At 51.4% G+C, this 23005-nt stretch carries 18 protein-coding genes; 2 read left to right on the top strand and 16 right to left on the bottom strand.

The annotated features are described in order from the left end of the window. The first annotated feature begins 3 nt into the window (after positions 1-3). The gene (locus ACYVK4_RS13820; RefSeq protein ID WP_461128104.1) at positions 4-1119 is read left to right on the top strand and encodes a D-TA family PLP-dependent enzyme; all 1116 of its coding nucleotides are present in this window, start codon (positions 4-6) and stop codon (positions 1117-1119) included. Positions 1120-1604: 485 nt separating this feature from the next. On the opposite strand, the gene ACYVK4_RS13825 is transcribed toward ACYVK4_RS13820, so the two are convergent. The 16 genes from ACYVK4_RS13825 to ACYVK4_RS13900 form a co-directional block, all read right to left on the bottom strand. Then, positions 1605-3212 (bottom strand): DUF5060 domain-containing protein, encoded by a 1608-nt coding sequence (locus ACYVK4_RS13825; protein ID WP_461128105.1) that lies wholly within the window; start codon positions 3210-3212, stop codon positions 1605-1607. Positions 3213-3390: 178 nt separating this feature from the next. Further along, a complete protein-coding gene (locus ACYVK4_RS13830; RefSeq protein WP_461128106.1) occupies positions 3391-4200 on the bottom strand; it encodes a class I SAM-dependent methyltransferase in 810 nt (269 codons plus the stop codon). A 234-nt stretch (positions 4201-4434) separates the two neighbouring features. Beyond that, positions 4435-5595 carry an aldose epimerase family protein gene (locus tag ACYVK4_RS13835; RefSeq protein ID WP_461128107.1) on the bottom strand — a complete coding sequence of 387 codons (1161 nt, stop codon included), beginning with the start codon at positions 5593-5595 and terminating at the stop codon, positions 4435-4437. 124 nt (positions 5596-5719) lie between these two features. After that, positions 5720-6418 carry an L-ribulose-5-phosphate 4-epimerase gene (locus ACYVK4_RS13840; protein WP_461128108.1) on the bottom strand — a complete coding sequence of 233 codons (699 nt, stop codon included), beginning with the start codon at positions 6416-6418 and terminating at the stop codon, positions 5720-5722. 93 nt (positions 6419-6511) lie between these two features. Next, positions 6512-8053, bottom strand: coding sequence for an alpha-N-arabinofuranosidase (locus ACYVK4_RS13845; protein WP_461128109.1), 1542 nt, complete (start codon positions 8051-8053; stop codon positions 6512-6514). Between the two features lie 215 nt (positions 8054-8268). Next, a complete protein-coding gene (araA, locus tag ACYVK4_RS13850) occupies positions 8269-9759 on the bottom strand; it encodes an L-arabinose isomerase (RefSeq protein WP_461128110.1) in 1491 nt (496 codons plus the stop codon). 131 nt (positions 9760-9890) lie between these two features. Next, positions 9891-11525 carry a ribulokinase gene (locus tag ACYVK4_RS13855; RefSeq protein WP_461128111.1) on the bottom strand — a complete coding sequence of 545 codons (1635 nt, stop codon included), beginning with the start codon at positions 11523-11525 and terminating at the stop codon, positions 9891-9893. A gap of 193 nt (positions 11526-11718) precedes the next feature. After that, a complete protein-coding gene (locus ACYVK4_RS13860) occupies positions 11719-12420 on the bottom strand; it encodes an NUDIX hydrolase (protein ID WP_461128112.1) in 702 nt (233 codons plus the stop codon). A gap of 174 nt (positions 12421-12594) precedes the next feature. Then, positions 12595-13584 carry an alpha/beta hydrolase fold domain-containing protein gene (locus ACYVK4_RS13865; RefSeq protein ID WP_461128113.1) on the bottom strand — a complete coding sequence of 330 codons (990 nt, stop codon included), beginning with the start codon at positions 13582-13584 and terminating at the stop codon, positions 12595-12597. Positions 13585-13740: 156 nt separating this feature from the next. Next, the gene (locus ACYVK4_RS13870; RefSeq protein ID WP_461128114.1) at positions 13741-14496 is read right to left on the bottom strand and encodes a rhamnogalacturonan acetylesterase; all 756 of its coding nucleotides are present in this window, start codon (positions 14494-14496) and stop codon (positions 13741-13743) included. Between the two features lie 14 nt (positions 14497-14510). Continuing rightward, complete coding sequence (locus tag ACYVK4_RS13875; RefSeq protein ID WP_461128115.1) at positions 14511-15491, bottom strand: pectinesterase family protein; 981 nt, start codon at positions 15489-15491, stop codon at positions 14511-14513. 81 nt (positions 15492-15572) lie between these two features. Beyond that, a complete protein-coding gene (gene fbp / locus ACYVK4_RS13880; RefSeq protein ID WP_461128116.1) occupies positions 15573-16574 on the bottom strand; it encodes a class 1 fructose-bisphosphatase in 1002 nt (333 codons plus the stop codon). A 121-nt stretch (positions 16575-16695) separates the two neighbouring features. After that, entirely contained in the window at positions 16696-18015 is a 1320-nt protein-coding gene (locus tag ACYVK4_RS13885; RefSeq protein ID WP_461128117.1) for an MFS transporter, read from the bottom strand. Continuing rightward, positions 18012-18680 (bottom strand): beta/alpha barrel domain-containing protein, encoded by a 669-nt coding sequence (locus ACYVK4_RS13890; RefSeq protein ID WP_461128118.1) that lies wholly within the window; start codon positions 18678-18680, stop codon positions 18012-18014. Before ACYVK4_RS13890 ends, ACYVK4_RS13885 begins: the two co-directional genes overlap by 4 nt. 6 nt (positions 18681-18686) lie before the next feature. After that, positions 18687-19715: a sugar kinase gene (locus ACYVK4_RS13895; protein ID WP_461129598.1), complete on the bottom strand. Its 1029-nt coding sequence runs from the start codon at positions 19713-19715 to the stop codon at positions 18687-18689. A gap of 360 nt (positions 19716-20075) precedes the next feature. Beyond that, positions 20076-21620, bottom strand: a complete 1545-nt coding sequence (locus tag ACYVK4_RS13900; RefSeq protein WP_461128119.1) for a tagaturonate reductase — start codon at positions 21618-21620, stop codon at positions 20076-20078. Positions 21621-21953: 333 nt separating this feature from the next. Here ACYVK4_RS13900 and ACYVK4_RS13905 point away from each other — a divergent pair, with 333 nt between their 5' ends. Beyond that, positions 21954-22955: a LacI family DNA-binding transcriptional regulator gene (locus ACYVK4_RS13905; RefSeq protein WP_461128120.1), complete on the top strand. Its 1002-nt coding sequence runs from the start codon at positions 21954-21956 to the stop codon at positions 22953-22955. Positions 22956-23005 lie beyond the last annotated feature (50 nt).

Consider the following 23005-nt stretch of genomic DNA (forward strand, 5'->3'; position numbering starts at 1 on the left):
TCCATGGAACAAACGCCCTGGTATTTGATCAACGATATCGACCAACTCGATACGCCCGCTTTGGTGATTTATCCGGATCGGGTGAAACAGAACATTGCTTTTCTGATCAAAGGAGTCGATAAGGTCAGTCGGCTGAGGCCACATGTGAAAACCAATAAGTCGCGGGAAGCCTGCCAGTTGATGCTGGATGCAGGCATCACAAAGTTCAAGTGTGCCACCATTGCCGAAGCCGAAATGCTGGCCATGATTGGTGCCCCCGATGTGCTGCTGGCTTATCAACCCAATGAAGCTAAAATGCATCGGCTGCTGAGCCTGATGAACGCCTATCCGGAAACGAAATTTTCCTGCCTGGTCGATAATCTGGCGACCGCCGGGAAGTTGTCTGAGCTGGCCATCGCTTTTGATCAAGTCGTGCCCGTGTACATCGATTTGAACGTGGGTATGAATCGAACGGGTATCGCTCCGGGCGGTGCCGTGCTGACATTATACGCTGAACTGGATACGCTGCCGGGTGTGCAGCCAGTGGGGCTCCACGCTTACGATGGCCACCTGCGCGATCCGGATATAACGGTTCGTACCACCCAGTGCGATGCGGCCTTCTGGCCCGTTCAGTTAGTAAGCGAGACGCTCACCTCGCAGGGGTATACCAAGCCGGTTCTTGTTGTTGGGGGTAGCCCTACTTTTCCAATCCATGCCAAACGACCTGAGGTAGAGTGCAGTCCCGGCACGTTTATCTACTGGGACAGAGGCTACCAGAGTGTGTTAACCGAACAGCCATTTTTGACGGCAGCGCTGGTCGTCTCCAGGGTTATTTCGCTGCCTGATGCCACGAAAGTTTGCCTGGATCTGGGTCATAAATCGGTTGCGGCTGAAGGTGATTTGGCCCAGCGGGTTACCTTTCTCAACGCCCCGGAGCTAAAAGCTATCGGGCAAAGTGAAGAGCATTTGGTGGTCGAAGCCCCAACTGGTCATTCGTATCAGGTAGGGGACGTTTTATATGGTCTGCCGAACCACATATGCCCAACGGTGGCTTTGTACGAACGGGGTTACTCCATTGAAGACGGCCGTGTCACTGAGGAGTGGCGAACGATTTCCAGAGACCGGATCATTACCGTTTGATATTGGGAATGTGAATGATGGGTATTATTTGAAAAATAAGTGACTTACAATCAGCTATTAAGATGATGTCTATTTAACGTGAATAATGGCTAAATGCTGGTTAGCATTCGTTTAACTGAAGATCAGAATCCAGGCTAGATCAAAAAGATTTCACCACAGAGGCACAAAGAACACAGAGGTTGATTAGGAAACTTTATTCCCTGATCAACCTCTGTGTTCTTTGTGCCTCTGTGGTGAAATCTTTTTGATCTAATCGCTGTATAACGTGGGTGATAACTGCGTGTAAGCTAGATTTTAAGCTAATCAACCCATTATTCACGTTATTTAGCCATCCCGACCGTAGGAGGGATCTTCGGATAAGACGGAATGTGCCCACTTATAGAAGATACCCCTGCGGCCGGAATGACTAAAACTCATTATTCACGTTATCTTTATTCATTATCCGAACCTGTATTTATGTTGAATTGTAGGTGCAGCTAATGGGGCTATTCCTTGATTTCGGTTATCCGAAGGGCCATGTAGGGCTTGGCCGGTAGCCTGACTTTCTTCAGGTCTTTATCGTAGAGCCGATAGTCGTTCTCTTTGGCAGTTTCGAAAATCTGCGGATTTGTCTGTATCGTCATCTCTCCAGTGTCGATCACCTCAACCTTGAATCGGGTTCCGGCTGTTAGCTTTCGATACGAGGCATTTTTAACCGGGAGGTTAAACAGCCAGCTCTCGTTCACGTCCTTCCCGAAATACACCAGATACTGACCTTCACCGGCCGTGGCTGTGAAATTATCACGGCTAACGTCCGACAGGCAAAGTGGGTTCGGGAAAGCTTCGACGATGGTTCTCAGAAAGGCGATTCGTTTCCAGCTTGTCCCTTTCCATTCGCCACCTTTTGCCCAGAAAATGGTGTCCGTCGGGTTGGTCATGTAGCATTCGCCGTGTGTAACATAGGTGCCGCCCAGTACGCCGTTCCAGACCAGATGAGTCATCTCTTCGGGGCTATACCGGCCCCAGCGCGATTTTAGATTACCTTCGTAACCGACCTCATCCAGCACAATGGGTTTGTGGTAAACATGCCTGAGCAAGGCGGCTGCATTGGGCGACTGAACGGGGGTTTCGTCCTGTATGCTCACATGCGTAAATTCCGGTTTCCAGTAGTCGTAGTAGGTGGCTGTAGCGCCATGTATCGAGCACAGGTGCTTGTAGGGGTCATTCCGGGCGATGGTTTTAGCCAGTATGTCCCAGTCGCTGACGGTCTTACTTTTGACATAATCCCATTCATTGGCCAGTGACCACCAGACGTTTCGGAAGGAGCCAACGCGGGCAATCAGGTACTTGAGGTAGCGGATATTCACCTCGTTAGGCATAGCATCGAAACCCCATCGGCCTTTATCGTAAGGATGAAAGAGGATTAAGTCGGCTTCTATGCCCAGTTTATTTAAATCGTCGATTCGTTTCTCGAGATGCTGGAAAAAAGCCGGGTTAAACGTGTCAAAATCCCAAATCGTAGAGTCTTTGCCCGCCCGGTTCTTTGTAATTTCCTTTACCGCAAATGGAAACAGGGGTGGTTCCTCAGAAACCAGCTCGTAATTCTTGGGGAAAATGCACATCCGTAGCTTGTTGAAGCCCGATTTTTTCAATGAGTTGAGCGTGATTTCCTGTGTACCCGCACCCATATGTGTCCAGGCGTAGGCCGTCGTACCAAAGGGGTAATAGTGTTGCCCATTCGCATAGCGGAACGCATACGTGTCGCTAACCCGAACGATACCGGAATGGCCATTGGTAGCTTTCACGCACGTGAATTCCCCTTTCCGATTGTTGAGTTCGGCTACATTGCTGGTGGTTTTATACTGCCACTTCCCCGTTTGCTGTGGCATAAACCGAATCCTGAAAGTGTCGTTTCCATCGTAGAATCCCGAAACGGAATACGAACTGTCGGCGCTTGAAAAAACGGCTGTTAACGTCACCCCGGTGAACGGTTTCTTCTGAGGTTTGACTATGAAGCTTTTCTCAAAGCGGCCCCACTGCTCTATGTCCTGCGCATGGAGAGATGTTGAAAGCAACACAGACAACAGAAAGAGGAGCAGCCGTTTGTACGTCATTGGCAGGATTTATAAGCAGAGGCTAGTGTATAAAAGGTCGATAAATGTTTTAATTACCTAACCGGTCGCCCAGCTTGTCGAGCGAAATCATCTTATTCTCTTTTTGGAACGTGCCGGAAAGTAAAGGCTGGGTTTGACACACCTATAAAGGGAACAGGCTGCTTAGTGCGTTTGCCAACTAAGCAGGTTGATGTCCTTCAACGGCTAGTAGATACACCGTCATCGACTCACCAACGGCGGCAATCCAGTGGTCGTAATCTGCGATAGCCTGTTTCCTCTGATCGTCGGTGATGTACCCGGCAATGACCAGTTGGGGACCGCGCAATTCGGCAACTTCGGCCCATAATCGGCTGGCTGTGGCAAAGTCAGGGTCATTTCGGTGAGTTAGTTCGAACTGGTTTTCTACCTGTACTGTCTCGAAGCCAACGGTATGCATCATTGCTTCCAGATGGTCGGCGATGGCATTGTCGAAACCGGCATCCTGTCGCCATTGCAGAAACGCATCGTAAAAGGTCCGCATGGATATGGGTGGCTCGGGTGTCCAGCTGATTTTCTCGTGATTAAAGTCAAGAATAGCCAAATGGCCACCCGGCTTCACGAACCGCTTCATGTTTTGGATGGCTGCTTCGGGTTTTGCCAGCCATTGCAGCGTGCGGGCGCAGGTTACCAGATCGAATCGCTCTGCAGTATCAAACGAATACACATCACCCTGCTGAAAGGCAATACCAGGCGTATCACCCGCCTGCTGGTTGGCCTGATTGATCAGACTCTCGCTGGGGTCAATGCCCAGTACCCAACCAGTTGAACCGGTTATGTGAGCAATACTGCGCGTAATAGCCCCGGAGCCACACCCCACATCGAGTACGGACATGCCCGGACGCAGGTATTTGAGTAAATTTCGGTTTGCGTTTTCAACGGTTCGGCGTTCCAGAACGGGGTTGAATGTTTCGGGCATTTTTGCCCGGTCAGTAATGGGTTGATCAGCCATAATAGAATGAAAAAGGTCGTGACACATGGGCTGTTGGCACGACCTACCATAAAGATTTTTTTATCAACCACAGAGGCACGGAGGCCACAGAGATTCTCACCTCGGCAGATCTCTTTGACCTCTGTTTCTTTGTGGTTAAAAACCTTTGCAATCTAAAAGCACGGAGGTCACAGAGAATCTCACCTCGACAATTCTCTGTGGCCTCCGTGCCTCTGTGGTTAAAAACCTTTTTGCCTATTTCTTCGTCGAAAACTGGTAGATGGTTGTGCTTTTGTACGTTTCGCCGGGTTTCAACACCGTGGTTGGAAAAGCCGGGTGGTTTGGCGAATCGGGGTAATGCTCCGTTTCCAGACAAAGGGCAAACCGTTTTTTATACGGAAATCCTTCGCGACCTGTTACTGAACCATCGAGGAAGTTACCCGTGTAAAACTGAATGGCGGGTTCCGTTGTCTTCACTTCCATTACGCGGCCCGAAGTGGGTTCGTAGACAGTAGCAGCCAGCTTCAGTTCGTTGGCGGGTCCGTTCAGTACCCAGCCGTGGTCGTAGCCACCGCCAAATTTGATCTGCGTATCGGTAGAATCGTTGATGCGTGAACCAACTACCATCGGCTTCAGGAAGTCGAAAGCTGTACCGGCAACCGGTTTCAGTTCGCCGGTTGGAATCAGCGTCTCGTCGACGGCGATCAGCTTATCGGCATTGAGGGTCACCACATGATCGAGGACGTCGCGCTTGGCACCACCCGTCAGGTTGAAATACGTATGGTTGGTCAGGTTCACCACCGTTGGCTTATCAGTTGTTGCCTTGTAGTCGATCTTCAGGGCATTGTCCTTCTGCAACGTATACGTCACTTCCACCGATAGGTTGCCGGGATAACCTTCTTCACCATCCTTCGAGGTATAAGCGAGTTTAAGCGCTGGTTCCTCCCCCTCGACCGGGGTTGCTGTCCAGAGAACCTTGTCGAAACCCACTTTTCCACCATGCAAATGGTTGCCCATGTTGTTGATGAACAGGTTGTAGGTTTTGCCGTCGAGGGTGAATTTGCCTTTGGCAATGCGGTTGCCGTACCGCCCGATCAGCGCCCCGAAATAGGGGTTGTTTTTGACATAGGCAGACAGTGAGTCCTGACCCAGCGTGACATCTTCGAACTTACCGTCTTTGTCAGGAGTTTCGAGCGCCACGATAATGCCGCCGTAGTTCGTGATTTTTGCCGTCATGCCGGAAGCATTGCGCAGGGTGAACAGGTCGGCGGTCTGGCCGTCGGGCAGGGTGCCGTAGGTTGTTTTTTCAATACCCGGCTTTTTGTCGTCGGATTCTTCTTTCTTGGATGAGCAGGAGGTCATAGTTAAGCAACTGGTTAACAGAGCCAGGGATACGAGTTGGGTCAATAACTTCATGAACTATTGAGGATTTAGGGGTTTTGTCAAGGGGTAGACACAGAGATACACAGCGTTTTTATATCTCATTGGTGTGAGCCCTTTCAGTAAAGAATGACGAGTCTTATTCATACCCTACGCAGTGTTAACAACCCTGGCCGTAGTAGGCGTTTTTGCCGTGTTTGCGCTCGTAATGTTTCAGGCGAAGCGTGTCTTTGATGCGGGGCGTGTTGGGGTTGATCTGTAAGGTCAGGTAGGCCATGCGGGCGAGTTCCTCCAGAACAGCCGAATTATACACGGCTTTTTCGGCCGATTTGCCCCAGGTAAACGGACCGTGGTTTTGCAGAAGGACCATCTCCATCTCGGTATTGATCAATCCTTTTTCGGCAAAGCAGTTGAAGATCTGATGACCTGTTTCGTGTTCATAATCGCCCTGAATCATCTCGTCGGTCAGGGCAGGAGCACAGGGAATGTCCTGGTGGGTGTGGTCGGCGTGGGTTGTCCCGAAAATAGGGATGTCCATACCCGCCTGTGCCCAGGCCACCGCATGGGTGCTGTGCGTATGCGAAATGCCACCGATGGTATCCCAGGTTTTGTAAAGCAACGCGTGGGTTTTCGTGTCCGACGAGGGCCGTAATTTGCCTTCCACCACAAGCCCATCGTAATCACAAATCACGATGTCATCGACAGTCAACTGCTCGTAAGGGACCCCGCTGGGCTTGATGGCAAACACCGCCCGGTCGCGGTCGACCGCGCTCACATTGCCGAAGGTAAACAGTACCAGCCCCAGTTTAGGAAGCTGCATGTTGGCCTCGTAACATTCTTCTTTTAGGGATGTATACATGGTTAAAGAGCGAAAGAGTGAAAGGGCGAAAGAGTGAAAAAGTGAAAGAAGATAGCAAATTTTCGCTCATTCACTCTTTCACTCTTTCACTTATTATAGTTCCAGCACCACGACCGATACCGGCGGCAGGCTTACGGTTAAGTTGTCGCCGTTTAGCTTGGCACCATTAAAGGCAACCGGTTTGATTTTGTTCAGATTCTCGAAGGTGTTGTGGTCCCTGACGTTGGCAGACGTTAGAATGCGTCCGGTTACGCCAGCCGCTTTAAGACCTTTCAAGTCCACCGAAATCTCCTGAGGTTTTGTTGGATCGATGTTTACCAGCGAAATATGAACCTTCCCGGCTTTGTCGCGGGAGGCCGATACCGATACGGCGGGCAGCTTCTCTTTTTCGAAGGTGAAATCCTCCGATTTAACATTTACCGGCAACAGCGTCGCGTCCTGGTGCACGTTGTACATTTCCAGCACATGATACGTTGGCGTTAACAGAATCTTGTCGCCTTTGGTCAGAATCACCGATTGCAGTACGTTGATGGCCTGGGCCAGATTTGCCATGCGCACGCGTTCGGCGTGTTTGTGGAAAATGTTGAGCGTGGCTCCGGCCAGCACCGCATCGCGTATGGTGTTTTGCTGATACAGGAACCCCGGATTGGTACCCGGCTCGACATTGTACCAGCCGCCCCACTCATCAACGATCAGGGCCACTTTTTTCTCGGGGTCGTACTTGTCCATAACCGCCGAATGCTTTTCGATCAGTTCGTCCATCAACAACGCCTGTTGCATAATTTTAAAGTATTCTCTGTCGGTAAACTGCGTGGCGGAGCTTTTCTTACCTGCGTCCCACGATAGCACTGAATAGTGGTGCATGGCCAGCCCTTCCATCATTTTCGACGGAATATTCTTCATCAGCGTTTCGGTCCAGTTGTAATCATCGTCACTGGCTCCCGACGCAATCCGGAAGATCTTCTCTTTACCCACATTGGCGTTCATGAACGTGCTGTACTGGCGATACAGGTTGGCGTAGAAATCCGGCTTCATGTTGCCCCCGCAGCCCCAGGCTTCATTGGCTACCCCCCAATACTTTACATTCCAGGGAATCTGGCGTCCGTTCTGCTGGCGCAGGTTCGACATAGGGCTGTTCTTCTCGAAGTTGACATACTGCACCCAATCCGACAATTCCTGCACGGTGCCACTGCCCACGTTACCGGCCAGATAGGGCTCAGTGCCGAGTAGTTCGCACATGTTCAGAAAATCGTGGGTACCGAAGCTGTTATCTTCCGTAACACCACCCCACCAGGTATTCACGATTTTGGGCCGTTTGGCTTTGGGACCAATGCCGTCTTTCCAGTGGTAGGTATCAGCAAAGCAACCACCCGGCCAGCGGAGATTCGGGATTTTTAGCTTCTTCAAAGCGCTGACCACATCGAGTCGTACCCCGTTTTTGTTGGGGATCTTCGTGTTGCCTTCACCTACATAAAAGCCATCGTAAATACTGCGGCCCAGGTGTTCGGCAAAGTGACCATAAATGTGGCGGCTAATGATGGTTTTGCCGTCTCCGGCATTGAGCGTCACTTTGTTCTGCGCTGAGGCCAGAAGGCTCAGGCAGGCAAAGGAAAGGGTTAGGATTTGTTTTTTCATAAAAGTTCGTGGTCTCAAATAGAAGGTCAGGCTGAGCTAACCCTTCGTGATGCTGTCTGGGTCAAGCTCCAGCTTGGCCGTTGCGTGTAAAACTAAGGCCAAGCTGGAGCTTGACCCAGACAATGAAGACGCAGACCATGTATTACACTTAAATGCGATGTAGTTTTAAAACTAACTCCACATGCAGTCTACGTTGTTGGTCTCGTTTCACTCGTCTACTTATAATACACTTCACTCCAGCGCAATTCGTTTTTCAACTGACGAAGGTTCGTGTTACGGTCAATGACAACTAATTCGACACCAAACATATCCGCAAAATCCTCGATATGGTCGGTTGTCAGGTTCTGGCTGTAGACCGTGTGGTGGGCACCACCGGCCAGAATCCAGGCGGCACAACCCGTTTGCATATCGGGCAGGGGTTTCCAGATGGCACGCGCCACGGGTAGTTTGGGCAGCGCTTCGGGTACCGCTACGGCTTCGACTTCATTGACCAGCAAACGGAATCGGTTGCCGAGGTCAATTAAAGAAACGTTGATGGCCGGGCCAGCGGGCGCGTTGAATACCAGCCGCACCGGATCGGCTTTGCCGCCAATGCCCAGCGGATGGATTTCGCAGGTGGGTTTGTCCACGGCAATGGACGGACAGATTTCGAGCATGTGAGAACCCAAGACCAATGGGTTAGCCGGATCGAAATGGTAGGTGTAATCTTCCATGAACGAGTTGCCGCCTTTCAGACCCGACGCCATCACTTTCATCGTGCGTACCATCGCCGACGTCTTCCAGTCACCCTCACCACCGAAACCATAGCCCTCGGCCATGAGCCGCTGGGAAGCGATGCCCGGCAGTTGGGTCATGCCGTGCAGGTCTTCGAATGTGTCGGTGTAAGCCGAGAAATTACCGTCTTGTAAAAAAGCCCGAAGCCCAATTTCGATTTTGGCCGCATCCCGAAGTGAGCTATGCTGCGCCCCACCGCGCAGGAGGGAGTCCATCAAGGTATAGGTATCCGCATATTCGGCTACCAGCTGGTCAATTTCCGCGTCCGTCACCTGATTGATCACCGCTACCAGATCACCAATGCCGTGCGTATTTACCGACATTCCGAACGTCATTTCAGCGGCTACTTTATCGCCATCCGTGACAGCGACCTGCCGCATGTTGTCTCCGAACCGAACCACTTTCATGGTTTTCAGTTCATAAGCGGCTACCGACACCCGACTCCAGTCAGCAATTTTCGTCAGCACATCTTCCTGTTCCCAGTAGCCGACCACGATCTTACGGTTGAGTCGCATCCGCGACATGATGAACCCGAACTCCCGGTCGCCATGAGCCGACTGATTGAGGTTCATAAAGTCCATATCGATCGAACTCCAGGGAATATCGCGATTGAACTGCGTATGCAGATGAAGCAATGGCTTTTTCAGTATCGTCAGCCCGCGAATCCACATTTTGGCGGGTGAGAATGTGTGCATCCACGTAATGATACCGACACAGTTGGGGGCCACATTGGCTTCCTGGCAAATGGCATAGATCTCGTCCGGCGTTTTGACCACCGGCTTAAAGATGACCCGAACGGGAATCGACGACGACTGATCGAACGACCGGGCGATGATTTGTGAATGTTCGGTCACCTGCCGCAGCGTTTCTTCGCCGTACAAGTGCTGGCTACCCGTTACGAACCAGACTTCAAATTGTTTCAGATTGAGCATTTTTAATATGTAATTATGTGTCGTCAGTCTCTTAAAACTGACGTGTGCGGTTTCTTAAAACCGCGTTTTAGTCTCTGAGCGTGTTGTCGGGTCCTCAGACCCGACAACACGTAACTCCGTTATACAGAACCTTACTTATTCTCGACAAACGCGCCTAATGCCAAATACCGCTGATACAGCACTTCATAGGTAGCAACGTGTTCCGGGCGTGGGTGATACTCGGCATCGAAGCCCGAACCCATCGCTTGCTGAGCCGCTTCCATAGAGGGATGAACGCCAGCGGCAACGGATGCACACATGGCCGCACCCAACGCACAGGCCTGATCGGCGCTGGCAACCTGAATGGGCTTGTTAAGCACATCGGCGAGGGTTTGCATGACGAAAGGTGATTTTTTGGCAACACCTCCAATGGCAATCACCTTTTTGATCGGGACACCCTCTTCAATGAATCGGTCGACAATGCTGCGGGAACCGAAAGCCGTTGCCTCCACGAGTGCCTTGAATACTTTAGGCGCGTCGGTACCGAGGTTGAGCCCGGAAATAGCGGCCTTGAGGGTGTGATTAGCGTCGGGTGTCCGCCGACCGTTGATCCAGTCCAGCGCAATCAGGTCGTTTGGTGTGATCGGTAACTGAGCAGCCTGTTCGGATAGATGCGGGATGAGTTTTTGACTCATCGTATCGGCCGCTTCATTGCCCAGCAACTCGCGGACAGGGCCGGTAATCAGGCGGGCAAACCAGGCATATACATCGCCGAACGCCGATTGTCCAGCTTCCAGACCGAGCATTCCCGGTGCTACTGAGCCATCGACCTGGCCGCAAATGCCCCGGATCAGCCGGTGGCCGATCTCTTCGTTCGGGGCCATCAGAATATCGCAGGTCGATGTACCGATGATCCGGACGAAGGCGTAGGGCTCAATTTCGGCCCCAATGGCGCCCATGTGCGCATCGAAGGCACCCACACCTACAACAACCTTGGTCGATAATCCTAACTTCTCTGCCCATTCGGCTGAGAGATTACCCATTGGCAAGTCGGAAGTATAGGTATCCGTAAATAACCGATCGCGTAGCCCGCTTAACAGGGGGTCGAGCTTGGTTAGAAACTCTTCAGACGGCAGGCCGTCGAATTCGCTATGCCAGAGGGCTTTGTGACCAGCTGCACAACGCGACCGGTGTAAAGCCAGTGGATTTGTGTTGCCCGTAAGCACCGCCGACATCCAATCGCAGTGTTCGATCCAGGAGAAGGCGTGTTGCCGGACGGCCTCATCGACGCGAAGGGTTCGCAGCATTTTGGCCCAGAACCACTCCGACGAATAAATGCCCCCAACATATTTGGTGTAATCCGTATCCCAGTGGTGCGCCAGCGTGTTGATCTCCTCGGCTTCGGCGTTGGCCGTATGGTCTTTCCAGAGAATGAACATCCCGTTGGGATTCTCTGCAAAATCGGGGCGCAGGGCCAGCGGAAGTCCGGTTTCATCAACCGGGCCCGGCGTTGATCCGGTTGTATCAATGGAAATACCAACAACCTGGTCTCGAACTCCGGAAGGAGCCTGTGCCAAAGCACCCGTGATGGTGGCTTCCAGACCTTCCAGATAGTCGAGTGGGTGCTGCCGAAACTGCGACGTTGCCGGGTCGCAATACAGGCCTTTTTTCCAGCGGGCGTACTCATGGACGTGCGTGCCCACTGCCTGGCCGGTATGTGCATTGACGATCAGGGCTCTGACCGAGTCAGTGCCGAAGTCAACACCAATAACATAAGCATCAGTCATGTTGGAAAAGAATAGCGCCGGATACTGTTTTGAGGACTATCCGGCATTTAAAGAAAAGTGCGTTTATGGAATAGTGTATAACTGACACAATACTACTATATTATTAGCTATTTCCATGACAAAACGTAATTATTTTTCTACCTGTAACGGCTCGATATAGCGCTAACGGATTGACAATGAGTAGTAAAGTGAACTACGCCAAAGTCAGTTCAGGGAAGAAACTAACGTAATCGGTGAGGTATTGCTGATATTTTTCTGCGTTCAGTCGGTAGAGCTGCCCCTTTTTTGTGGCCGAAACCGTATCCTTTTCGCCGGTATTGATCAATAGGTCCGTAGAGAGAATTTTGCGGCTGAAATTACGGCGGTCGAGTTGTTTGGTGTAAATGGCCTCGTACACTTTCTGAAGTTGCGGAATCGTGAATTTTTCGGGCATAAGTTCGAAACCGATGGCGTGCAGGGCCGCTTTGTACCGGAGCCGGTGCAGGGCCTGATCAACCATGGCGTTATGATCGAAAATGAGGTTCGGTTTTTCGCTCAGGCCGATCCAGGATGCGTTGTGTGCCCGAATGGCGTTGATATCCTGATCCTGAATGTTGACCAGTGCGTAATACACAACCGAGATGGTCCGTTCAACGGGGTCGCGGTTCACGGAACCAAATGTTTGCAGTTGTTCGAGGTAGGTATTCGTCAGGCCGGTGAGATCGTATAAAATGCGTTGCGCAGCTGATTCGAGATCTTCTTCCTCCTTTAGGAAGCCGCCCATCAGCGACCAGCGGCCTTTTTCCGGTTCAAAGTTGCGCTTGATGAGCAGTAATTTAAGCTCTTCACCATCGAATCCGAAAATGATACAATCCAGGGCAACAAGTATTCGATTGGGATGGGTATAGTGAATCATTCGCCGTTATGTTCTTGCTAAGGTCAGGTGTTTACAGGTGGTTATCCTCAGTTTACCCATTTTTGTCGCTAAATAGGGATAAATCTGTTTTTTCGAAAGCATTGTCGGTAACTTTTACTTACGTGCCTGCGAGCAGGCTCAGTAAGCTGGCGCAGGTCCATAGGCTGGCCGGATTTACTTTTTAAGCACTTTATTCAGAAAATTTACCGTATACCTCATCGTCGGCTCAAACCAAGGATGATATAGCCAGAAAGGGTGTGGTGCATCGGCAAATGTATGCGCTTCGGAATAAATACCGCGCGCATCGAGTTGTTTGCGGAGGTCATCGCGCCCGGCATGCATACGCTCGGCTGAGCTATTCAGGAAAAGGATAGGGACGGTTTGCTGCTTGGCATAAGTCAGGGCCGACGCTTCATGCCATAATTCCAGCGTTTGTTCTTTTGGCCCACCAAACCAGTACGTAGCCGCCGAAATGGACTTGCTGTCGTTGCCTTCTGCCGATTCGGGGTGGTCGAACGCCAGCACCCCATCAACGTCTACAATAGCCTGCACATCGCTCGAATGGCCGTCCGCACAACCCTGTCCTTCCAGTTTGGTAACCCCATTCGTGGCTCCCAGCAAAGCGGCCAGTTGCCCCCCTGCCGAACAGCCCAGTACGGCAATCTTAGTCGTGTCGATCCGGTATTCGGTGGCATGAGCCCGCAGCCAGCGAATAGCCGCTTTCAAGTCGTGAACAGCCGCCGGATATAGAGCTTCGGTCGAAAGCCGATATTCGGCCGTAACGGCTACGTACCCATTGGCAGCTAGTTGCTGTGCCATCGGAATCTGTTGCGAACGGTCGCCCGAACGCCAGCCGCCCCCGTGAATGAGCAATACCGCGGGCAGCCTTTTTTTAGTGTTCATCTTGGTCGGAAAATAGGCATCCAGGTACAGGGATCGGCCATTGCGCTCACAATAAACCACATTGGTGGCGGCTTTAACACCCGTAGGGAGCGTCGGTTGCACAATCTGAATGGCCGGGTATTCCCTCTTCAGTTTTTGATACGTTCCCCAAACGGTGAAGGACGTGTCGCGAACGCCCGTCAGGCCATCGACCGACTGCGCCAATGTGTACTGTGCGGTGGTAATGAATGCCAGCAGAAGGAGGAAAGCGGCTTTACGCATTTGAGGAGATATAAAATAGAAATGAAGTCTTTTTGCTGAATAATTAAAACACGCCTTAGGCTGCCAGTGATGTTAGGTTGCGGCTATGTAGCATGGATTGGTATGCCGTGCTACATAAGTAAGCCATAATCAGCGAAACGTAATGCCCTATACAATTTACTTGCTAGATTGTGGTTTTACGATTCGGTCGGCCAGGTCCAGCTTTTGGGATTTGATGTTTACCAACACCAGTTCCGCCATCTTTCGGGCACCGAGTTCGTTAAAATGGGTGTTGTCATCTTTACCGTCGGGGTAATTGGGGTGTTCACCCGGTGCCAGTTGAAGGAAGAGAAGTTTGGAGTTTTCAGGGCCGAACTGCTGCAAAAGCGCCTGGCTTTGGGCGTTCATGTCGATCAGTGGCGCATGGGCATCATTGGCAACCCTGCGCGTCAATTCAGCATAAACGGCATGCGTATCCTGAATTTTACCCCCTTCATCAAATTGTCGACGGGCTACCGGTGTCAGCAAAATGGGAATGGCTTTCTTGTCCCGACTTTCCGTGATGAACCGGCTTAGGTTTTTCTGAAACTCGGCTTCGGTCGTGTAGCTTTTCTTAGTCTTCACTTCGTCATTATGGCCAAACTGGATAAAGACATAATCGCCCTCGTGCAGGTTATCGACTACCGACTGCCACCGATTTTCTTCGATGAAGGTTCGGGTGCTGCGTCCGTTCTGTGCCCGATTATCGACGGTGACGCTTTCATCGAAGAAGTGGGCAAACGGCATTCCCCAGCCCGTCTCGGGGTATGCGCGAACTTGCTTGATCGACATGGTCGAATCGCCGATCAGGTAAACGGTGATGTGACCTGGAGGGCATACGAAGGCCAGCAGACTCAGGCAGCTTAAAAAGATGATTTTTTGTAGGCGAGGCATGGGTAAAGGGTTGGTTATAGCGTTGGTTTCCAGTGATCATCTCCGGCCAGAACACGTTGAACCGTATACGCTTTCGCGTCTTCTCTGGAAAGCTGCTTCGACCAGCCGACGCGTTTCATGGGATTTGCTCCAGGACCTGAACTCTCGTATTCAGCGTAAACGCTTGTCTTTTCAGCCTGGGGTTTGTCCCAGTTATGCCAGCCTTCGGGCTTTATATGGGCACCCAGTTGACAGCGAATAAAAACTGTTTTGGCAAAATCCCGCCAGGGACGACCCAGATAAACACTTGCCGGTTGGGCCTGACTCGAAAGCTGGCAATCCATAAAGACGAAACCATAGCGCATTCCCTCGGGTGTAGCCGCAGCTGTAATATAGGTTTCCTCTTTTTTGCTGAAAATAGTACAGTGCTCGAACACTGCCGTTGCCGACCCGAAAATGAAATCGACTGTCCCTTCGATGTAGCAGTCTTTGTAATATTGCCGGGCGTGGTGGTCGGGCATGCCCGTGTACAATGTATCCTGGAAGCCCAGAAAACGACAGTTGATAAAGACCGCCCGGTCGCCGGTAACATACAAAGCTACCGCCTGGCCTACCGGCCCCGATGTGTTTTCAAATGTCAGGTTTTCAGCCCGAAAGTCATTTCCGAAAATAGAAACCGAACTCGACGTGAACGTCCGAAACTTGACCCCATCAGGCCCGACTTTACCCGAATAGTCGTCATACGTCAGAATAGTCGAGGCTTTATCGTCGCCGATAAGCGTTACCAAATGCTGCGTCGAATCCAGTTTCAGTTTTTCTTTGTAAACGCCTTTCCGGATACGAATCACGATACGGCTTTTGTTGTTTGCCGGAACCGAATTCAGGGCTGCCTGAACGGTCGTGAAGTCCCCATGGCCGTCCTGCGCTACTGTGATCTGCTGCCTTTGCGCGAACGTTGATTTCGCGAGCGTTAAAACCGTTATGAACAGGAGCGTAAATCGGGCGGTACAGATCATAATAGAGAAGAAAAGAAGGGTATTTTATTGTCGTTCCGAGTGTCGGATCAGTCGACCGGCCCGACATTCGGAACGACAGATCTAGTCCAGCAAACTCACCAGATGTTCAACCATTACCGGCGAGCCAATGAATAAAGGTGTACGCTGATGCAAACTGGTGGGTTTTACATCCAGAATGGACTGGTGTCCCGAGGTGGCTAAACACCCGGCCATTTCGGCCAGAAAGGCCAGCGGAAAAGCTTCATACAGCATACGCAATTTGCCGTCGGGGTTCTTCTTGGTCGCCGGGTAAAGATATATGCCGCCCTTGAGCAGGTTACGATGGAAATCGCCAACCAGCGAACCGATGTATCGGGCGGTGAACTGCTTGTTGCGGCAGTCGGTCAAATACCTACAGACTCCGTCCTCATAGCCATTCCAGTTTCCGTCGTTGCAGGAATAGATCGTTCCATCGGCCGGGCTATGAATGTCGGGGTGGGAGAGGATAAACTCACCTAATGAGGCATCGTACGTAAAGCCGTTGGCACTGTGGCCGGTGGTGTACACCATGATGGTCGAGGAACCATATAAAATATACCCGGCCGCCACCTGTCGTCGGCCACCCTGAAGAAAATCCGATAGTTTCGGCTCGGAACCGATGGGGGTGACGCGCCGGTAAATGGAGAAAATAGTGCCGATTGACACGTTAACGTCGATGTTGGATGACCCATCCAGCGGGTCAATGGCAACAACGTATTTGCCGTTATTATTGCCCGTATAGATAATGTCTTCGTCTTCTTCGGAGATGATGGCGCAGGCTTCACCACCATTTTTCAAGGCGCGTCCAAATCGGATGTTGGCAATCATGTCCAGCTTCTGCTGACTCTCACCCTGAACGTTCTGGACGCCCATGCCACCCGTTAAGTCAATCAATCCAGCCCGGTTTACTTCCCGGTGGATGATTTTTCCCGCCAGGGCAATGTCACGCAACAACTGGGATAACTCGCCCGTGGCGTAGGGGAAGGCCGTTTGCCGGTGCATGATGTACCGGTCTAACGTTACCCCGACCGGTAAGGCTAAGGGGTGAGAAGCAGTGATCTCCATAATACATATTATTAGAGGTATAAATGATAAGTAGTTCGTTCTATATATAGGTTATCTAAGTACTTATAAATGAATATCTTAAAAAATCCGATAAGGTCTTAGAAACCTTATCGGATTAGTTTTATGCAACGGGCTCTGGCTCTGTTTCATTGAGTTGCACAGGTTGCATTTTGGGAGCGAGCAGGTGCATCACCACCCAGGCCAGCATATAGGCCGAGCCGCACATTAAAAAGATAATACCGTAGCCCGTTTGCAGATCACCGGCCTGTTTGTAGTTATCCAGAATCCGGCCTACGATCTCGGGGAATATGATGCCGCCAACCGATCCGGCCATGCTGCCAATGCCTACGATGGAGCTAACGGCACGTTTGGGAAACATATCCGAAGCGGTCGTGAAAATGTTGGCGCTCCACGCCTGGTGGGCCGCCCCCGCCAGACCGATCAACGCCACCGTTGTCCAGATATCCGGGCCATATCGAACCGCAATGACCGGAATCACCAGCAGGGCGAAAATGAACATGGATGTCTTGCGGGCTCTCCAGACACTCCATCCCCGGCTGATCAGAGCCGACGACAGGTAGCCGCCACCAATACTGCCAATGCTGACGAGCGTGTAGAGCACGGCCAGGTATAGGTTGGGCTTTTTAGTATCGAGGTGGAAGGTCGTGGAGAAATAATCCTGCAACCAGAACAGGAAGAACCACCAGATGGGGTCGGTCAGCATTTTGCCGAATACGAACGCCCAGGTCTGGCGAACACTCAACAGTTTTCCCCAGGAAACGGGCTTGCCGTGGTCGGCAACGTCGTCGGGAGTGGTTTCGTTGTCGCTATGAATGTAATCGAACTCGGCTTTGGATAACTTGGCCTGTTTGGCGGGAATCTCATAGGTAAAATGCCAGACCACCAACCAGACAAAGCCAACGGCTCCGGTCACGATAAACGCCATTTCCCAGCCGTAAATGCCTAAAATCCACGGCACCAGAATCGGAGCGACAACCGCGCCGATGTTGGCACCTGAATTGAAGATGCCCGTTGCCAAAGCCCGTTCGCGTTTGGGAAACCATTCCGCTACCGTTTTGATGGCCGCCGGGAAGTTACCGGCTTCTCCCAGTCCAAGGCCGATCCGGGCGAAAATAAAACCGAGTGTACTGGTGGCCAGCGCGTGGCCCATGGCGGCCAGACTCCAGAAAACAATGGCAATCGTGTAGCCCATTTTGGTGCCGATCCGGTCCACAAAGCGACCGAATACGAGCAGACCAATGGCATAAGCCGCCGAAAAAACCTGAATGATGCGACTGTAATCCAGCTCCGACCAGTTAAACTCTTTTTCGAGCGTCGGCTTCAACAAACCCACTACCTGCCGGTCGAGGTAGTTGATCGTGGTTGCGAAGAAAAGGAGGGCGACAATTGTCCAGCGGTAATTACCAAGGGGCTTGTTCATGCTGGCTTAGGCGTAAAGGTGGAAACGAGTTGAACGAGCGAAGCCACCCGGTCGCGCAGGGCTTCGGGTGAGGAATTCTGGCCGGAAAACAGCTGAGAGCCGATACCAACCGCCGTTACGCCCGCCCGGAACCAGGCCGACAAGCTGTCGATGGTGGGTTCAACGCCCCCCGTTACCATAAGCTTAAGTTGAGGCATTGGCCCTTTGACGGCCTTAATGAAATCAGGGCCGACGACATTGCCCGGAAATACTTTCACCAGATCGGCACCCAGTTGAATGGCGTTATAAATTTCGTTCAGGGAAGATCCCGCTGGTACCCAGGATACACCCCGTGCCCGGCAAACGTCACCTACTTCGGCCGTTGTTACGGGTTGCACGACAAAGTCAGCGCCAGCATCCAGAAACCGTTCGGCATCCGCACCCATCAGGATGGTACCGATACCCATGGCCATATCGGGGCAGTTGGCCCGCACATAAACGACTAACTCGGTGAATACCGACAAGGCCATGTCGCCCCGGTTGGTGAATTCAAACACGCGTAATCCGCCATCGTAACAGGCCTGAACAATGGCCTGAGCATGAGCCAGATCGGGGTGGTAAAAAACGGGAACAATCGGATGATTGATGACTAAATTCAGAATTTTTTCAGGCGTAAAAGCTGCCATAAGATTTTAGGATAAAGGAGTTAAGGTATAAAGTCGTTTTGTAATGTCGGAAACTGTCTGGCCAGTGGCATCGCCCAGTTCCTGAAGTTTGCCAAAGGCCGCTTCGGCCGCGAAATTCACAACTTCCTGGGGTGGTTGCCGGGAATAGAGTCCATAAATCAGACCTGCCATAAAGCAGTCTCCACTGCCAACCCGGTCAACGACCGAATTAGTTGCCAGTTCGGGCGAAACATATTGCTGACCGTCGACAAACAGGGTCGTGTAATAACGCAGGCCTGTGGGTGGTGTATCGAATCGGAACGTGTTGGCGACCACTTTTACGCGCGGGAACCGCTCCTGAATAGCTTTCGACGTGGCTAACGCATGGGCTGTATAATCTGAGGGCTGCCCTTTGGCATGGATGTCTCCATCGACCGGGATGCCCAGCAGCGCATTGGCGGCCCAGATATTACCCATCACCACGTCGCAGTAATCGACCAGACCGGGCATGATGTCGGTGGGGTCCATACCGTATTGCCAGAGCCGCGCCCGGTGATTCAGATCCATTGAAATCGTAATTTCTTTGGCCGATGCGACAGACATCAACTCCTTACAGGCTTCGGCCACCTGGGCACTAAGGGCCGGACTGATGGCACTAACGTGCAGCCAGCTTGTCCCTTTCAAAACTTCTTCCCAGTCAACTTTGCCGGGCGCCAGTTCGGCAAATGACGAGTGAGCACGATCATAAATCACGCCCGCATTTTTAAGGTCAGATCCTTGAGGGAGGTAGTAACTGCCCACCCGGCTTCCGAATCGAAGAATACCCGAAGGGTCAATTCCTTTTTGGTCGACATAGGCTATAATGTCGTCGGCTAGGGAGTTTTGTGGCAGAACCGTACTGTATTTAACCGGAAGACCCCAGTTAGCAAGGGCAGTGGCCACATTCAGCTCAGCTCCACCGATATAGACCGGCATGGAGGCCTGACGAATCCATTCGCCCTGGGCAATGGGTGAAAATCGTAATAATAGTTCGCCGAAGCAGCAAATTTTGGTCATAAAAGGTAACATGTGGTGTCGGGAAAGTTTTGATCTTTTGATCGTCGAATCAATAGAAACGCATTATAGCGGCTCTAATTCACAATAATCATAGCTTTCAGCTACCGGCATAAGTGAATAAATCAGGAAACGTTTGTTTAAACCTAGACAGAAAAGAGTATTGATTTCCCGTTTTATACCCAATTATAAATGGCAATTTAAGCTGCGAGATACATTTCTGTTCTCGTCTGTTAGCGGTTATTGTACAACGGGCGGCCCCGTCCGTAGTACAATGACAGGCCATCTCGCAACTTGTATAAATGACAGTCAATACAAACTGATTTCGCTTCGGAGAGCAAAGCGCTGTTGAAGCCCCGTCTTTCAATTAACTTCGGTTTCTGAGGGCTCAACCAGCGCGGACAGGGTTGTTAGAACACCCGTTTCCAGGAGTTGAGTCAGATGTTGGCTCACGGCATTTGCGAAACCCGGCAGCTGACTTAGATCATGCCCCCACAAGGTTGAGTTCGTCAACACGGAGTGTACAAGTTGGTCTGGGGTCTGCTTGCTCCACAGGTTGGCAAAGTAGCCAGCCTGCGCATCATTGATGGGGTAGGCTTCCCCGTTTCGTTCACCATACCAGATATCTTTCTCTTGTTTCACTCCCCGCATAAATAGCAGGTAGGCTGCAAACCCGAGTGAGAAGTAGGTGGGAATTGCCTGATCCTTCGCAGCCATTTTCTCGTAGAAATGAAGCAGCGTCGCCACATTGCGCATCTGCATCTTGGCCGAATATTGCATGGTAATCCCAATCCATCGGTGCTCGATAAAGGGGTTACGAAACCGATCCAGTACCTGAGCGCCAAACCGCCGGGCGTCGGCCTCATTGACGTCGTACGGAATGCCCGGAATCAACTCGTCAAGCATCACGCGGCTGATGAACGTCGATAGAATTTCATCTTCCATCGCTTCCCGAACGGTAGTAAAACCACCCAGATAAGCCAGTCCGCAGCTCAGCGTGTGGGTGCCATTCAGCAGACGTAGTTTCAATTCGCGGAAGAGATCGATATTGGGGCGGATGAAAATGTTATCGTCAGCCTGGTGAAAGGAGAGGATGTTTTTGACGTGTTCATTCGGGGCCTGAATGGCCCAGAGCCGGTACACTTCTGATACCGTCAAGAGCTCATCCTGGTAGCCAAGCTGTTCGGTAATCGACTGCTGAGTGGCCGCATCCGGCCGACCCGGTACAATGCGGTCAACCAGCGAGCTGCAAAACGTATTGGCGGTTTCGAGCCAGTCTATAAAAGCGGGATCGAGTTCATTGCGATGCGCCAGCTCAAGAACGATCGACTCCAGTTTCGTCCCGTTATCCGAAATAAGTTCGGTCGGGACAATGACCAGGCCTTTGTCGGTTGCGCCATCAAAGGCCTGGTAGCGAGCGTATAGGACCGCGAGGAGTTTTCCGGGAAACGACTCGGGAGGAGACTGCCGAATATCATCCTGCACCAGTTGAATACCGACTTCTGTTGTGTTTGAAATAACGATTTGAAGATCGGGGCTGGTGGCCACCCGCAAAATGTCGGCCCAATGCTGTTTTGCCGATAGTACCCGGCTGATGGCGGAACAAACAACATTTTCTTCGACAGTCTGCCCGTCTTCAATGCCGCGAATGCAGAGGGTGTATAGATTGTCCTGCGCAGCAAAGGCCGACATGTCGCCACCATCGGTCGATTTTACCACCACGATACGACCGTTAAAAATTCGCTGCCGATTGGCCTTGTCGATAAAGTAGTCGGGAAGGCCGCGTAATAAAACACCCGTTCCAAATTGAAGAACGCGTTCGGGAAGCTGTTGCCAGTTTTCGACAGGAAGGCTGACCGCCAATGGGGGTTGAACGAGCGGCAACGACTTGACGGATAGGGAATGCATAGGGTTTCAGGAGTAGGCCGACGAGCGGCATGGCTAACGTTTTGTTGTCGGTGTAAACATGAAGGTAAACGAGGCCAGAAATTATCTTTTTCGTAGAGAAGACAGCTTTATTGGATACGTTTATTCAGAGATGACCTCCATAAGAATAAGCAACCAGATTGGTACTAAGAAGCTTTTTTACAGATTTATTCATGCAAACGTTCTCGGGAACGTTGCCGTTTTTTTGGTCTGCGGATAAATGGCTTGCGTTTGAGTAGTTGCCCCACAATCTATTCTTATAACTGAAGACGGCGAGCTGCCTCTTGTCTTATTGCACTTTACGAATACACGGGTTTGGATACGATTACAATAAAAGATATTGCCAGGGCATTAAATCTTTCTACTTCGACCGTTTCGAGGGCGTTGCGGGGTAGCTATGAAATTAATCCCGAAACCAAACGAATCGTTACCGAATACGCCGAGCGGCTTAATTATCGCCCGAATCCAATTGCCCTCAGTTTAAAGGAAAATCGAAGCCGGGTCATTGCAGTCATTGTACCCCAGATTGCCAATAATTTTTTTTCGCAGGTGATTAATGGTATCGAAGCCGTTGCCTACAATCGGGGTTATCACGTAATCATTTTTCAAAGCCACGAGTCGTATGAACGGGAGATGCTGACGGTGCAACAGGCGGTAGCCCGGAAAGCCGATGGACTGCTTATTTCTCTCTCCAGTGGCACGCATGATATTGCCTACTTACGGGAGCTTCAGGCCAAAAAACTGCCGATCGTCCTGTTCGATCGTGTTTCAAAAGAGCTGGATACATCCAGTGTTACCGCTGATAATTTTGGGGGGGCGTTTGCCGCTACCGAGCATCTCATCAAAGCAGGTCGGAAACGCATCGTGCACCTCACCATGCCCGCCCATATTTCCGTTACGCAGGAGCGACTGGCGGGCTATCGGGCTGCACTGGATCAATACGGCGTTCCCTACGACGAAAACCTGGTGCGTTATGGCGCGTTTAGTCAGGAAGAGGTCGAACCCCTTGTCGATGAGCTACTGAAGCAGTCGCCGGACGCTTTCCTGGCTGCTGGCGACCGGATGGCGATGGGGTGCCTCTCGGCACTCAAAAAACGAAACATTGCCATTCCGGAAACGGTCTCCCTGATCGGCTTTACGAATATTACCGTGGCCGATTTGCTGGCTCCACCCATGACCACGGTTGAGCAGCCTGCGCTGGAAATCGGGCAACTGGCGGCTGGTGAGTTAATTAATTTAATCGAGTCCAAGCAGGCTTTGCCGCCACCTCAGTCGACAAAAATGCCAACCCGGCTCGTCGTGCGAGCATCGTCGTAGGGAAATAGAGTAGCCGACAGCAGGCCGAATTATGCTGTAAGCTACAATCC

This window comes from Spirosoma aerophilum (assembly GCF_054782495.1).

Bases quoted from the DNA above. Each gene is read 5' to 3' on its own strand.
- ACYVK4_RS13825 (WP_461128105.1), bottom strand. From the start codon at position 3,212: ATGACGTACAAACGGCTGCTCCTCTTTCTGTTGTCTGTGTTGCTTTCA.
- ACYVK4_RS13845 (WP_461128109.1), bottom strand. From the start codon at position 8,053: ATGAAAAAACAAATCCTAACCCTTTCCTTTGCCTGCCTGAGCCTTCTG.
- ACYVK4_RS13890 (WP_461128118.1), bottom strand. From the start codon at position 18,680: ATGGCAGCTTTTACGCCTGAAAAAATTCTGAATTTAGTCATCAATCAT.
- ACYVK4_RS13900 (WP_461128119.1), bottom strand. From the start codon at position 21,620: ATGCATTCCCTATCCGTCAAGTCGTTGCCGCTCGTTCAACCCCCATTG.
- ACYVK4_RS13855 (WP_461128111.1), bottom strand. From the start codon at position 11,525: ATGACTGATGCTTATGTTATTGGTGTTGACTTCGGCACTGACTCGGTC.
- fbp (WP_461128116.1), bottom strand. From the start codon at position 16,574: ATGGAGATCACTGCTTCTCACCCCTTAGCCTTACCGGTCGGGGTAACG.
- ACYVK4_RS13835 (WP_461128107.1), bottom strand. From the start codon at position 5,595: ATGAAGTTATTGACCCAACTCGTATCCCTGGCTCTGTTAACCAGTTGC.
- ACYVK4_RS13820 (WP_461128104.1), top strand. From the start codon at position 4: ATGGAACAAACGCCCTGGTATTTGATCAACGATATCGACCAACTCGAT.
- ACYVK4_RS13885 (WP_461128117.1), bottom strand. From the start codon at position 18,015: ATGAACAAGCCCCTTGGTAATTACCGCTGGACAATTGTCGCCCTCCTT.
- ACYVK4_RS13875 (WP_461128115.1), bottom strand. From the start codon at position 15,491: ATGATCTGTACCGCCCGATTTACGCTCCTGTTCATAACGGTTTTAACG.
- ACYVK4_RS13895 (WP_461129598.1), bottom strand. From the start codon at position 19,715: ATGACCAAAATTTGCTGCTTCGGCGAACTATTATTACGATTTTCACCC.
- ACYVK4_RS13870 (WP_461128114.1), bottom strand. From the start codon at position 14,496: ATGCCTCGCCTACAAAAAATCATCTTTTTAAGCTGCCTGAGTCTGCTG.
- ACYVK4_RS13860 (WP_461128112.1), bottom strand. From the start codon at position 12,420: ATGATTCACTATACCCATCCCAATCGAATACTTGTTGCCCTGGATTGT.
- ACYVK4_RS13840 (WP_461128108.1), bottom strand. From the start codon at position 6,418: ATGTATACATCCCTAAAAGAAGAATGTTACGAGGCCAACATGCAGCTT.
- araA (WP_461128110.1), bottom strand. From the start codon at position 9,759: ATGCTCAATCTGAAACAATTTGAAGTCTGGTTCGTAACGGGTAGCCAG.
- ACYVK4_RS13865 (WP_461128113.1), bottom strand. From the start codon at position 13,584: ATGCGTAAAGCCGCTTTCCTCCTTCTGCTGGCATTCATTACCACCGCA.
- ACYVK4_RS13830 (WP_461128106.1), bottom strand. From the start codon at position 4,200: ATGGCTGATCAACCCATTACTGACCGGGCAAAAATGCCCGAAACATTC.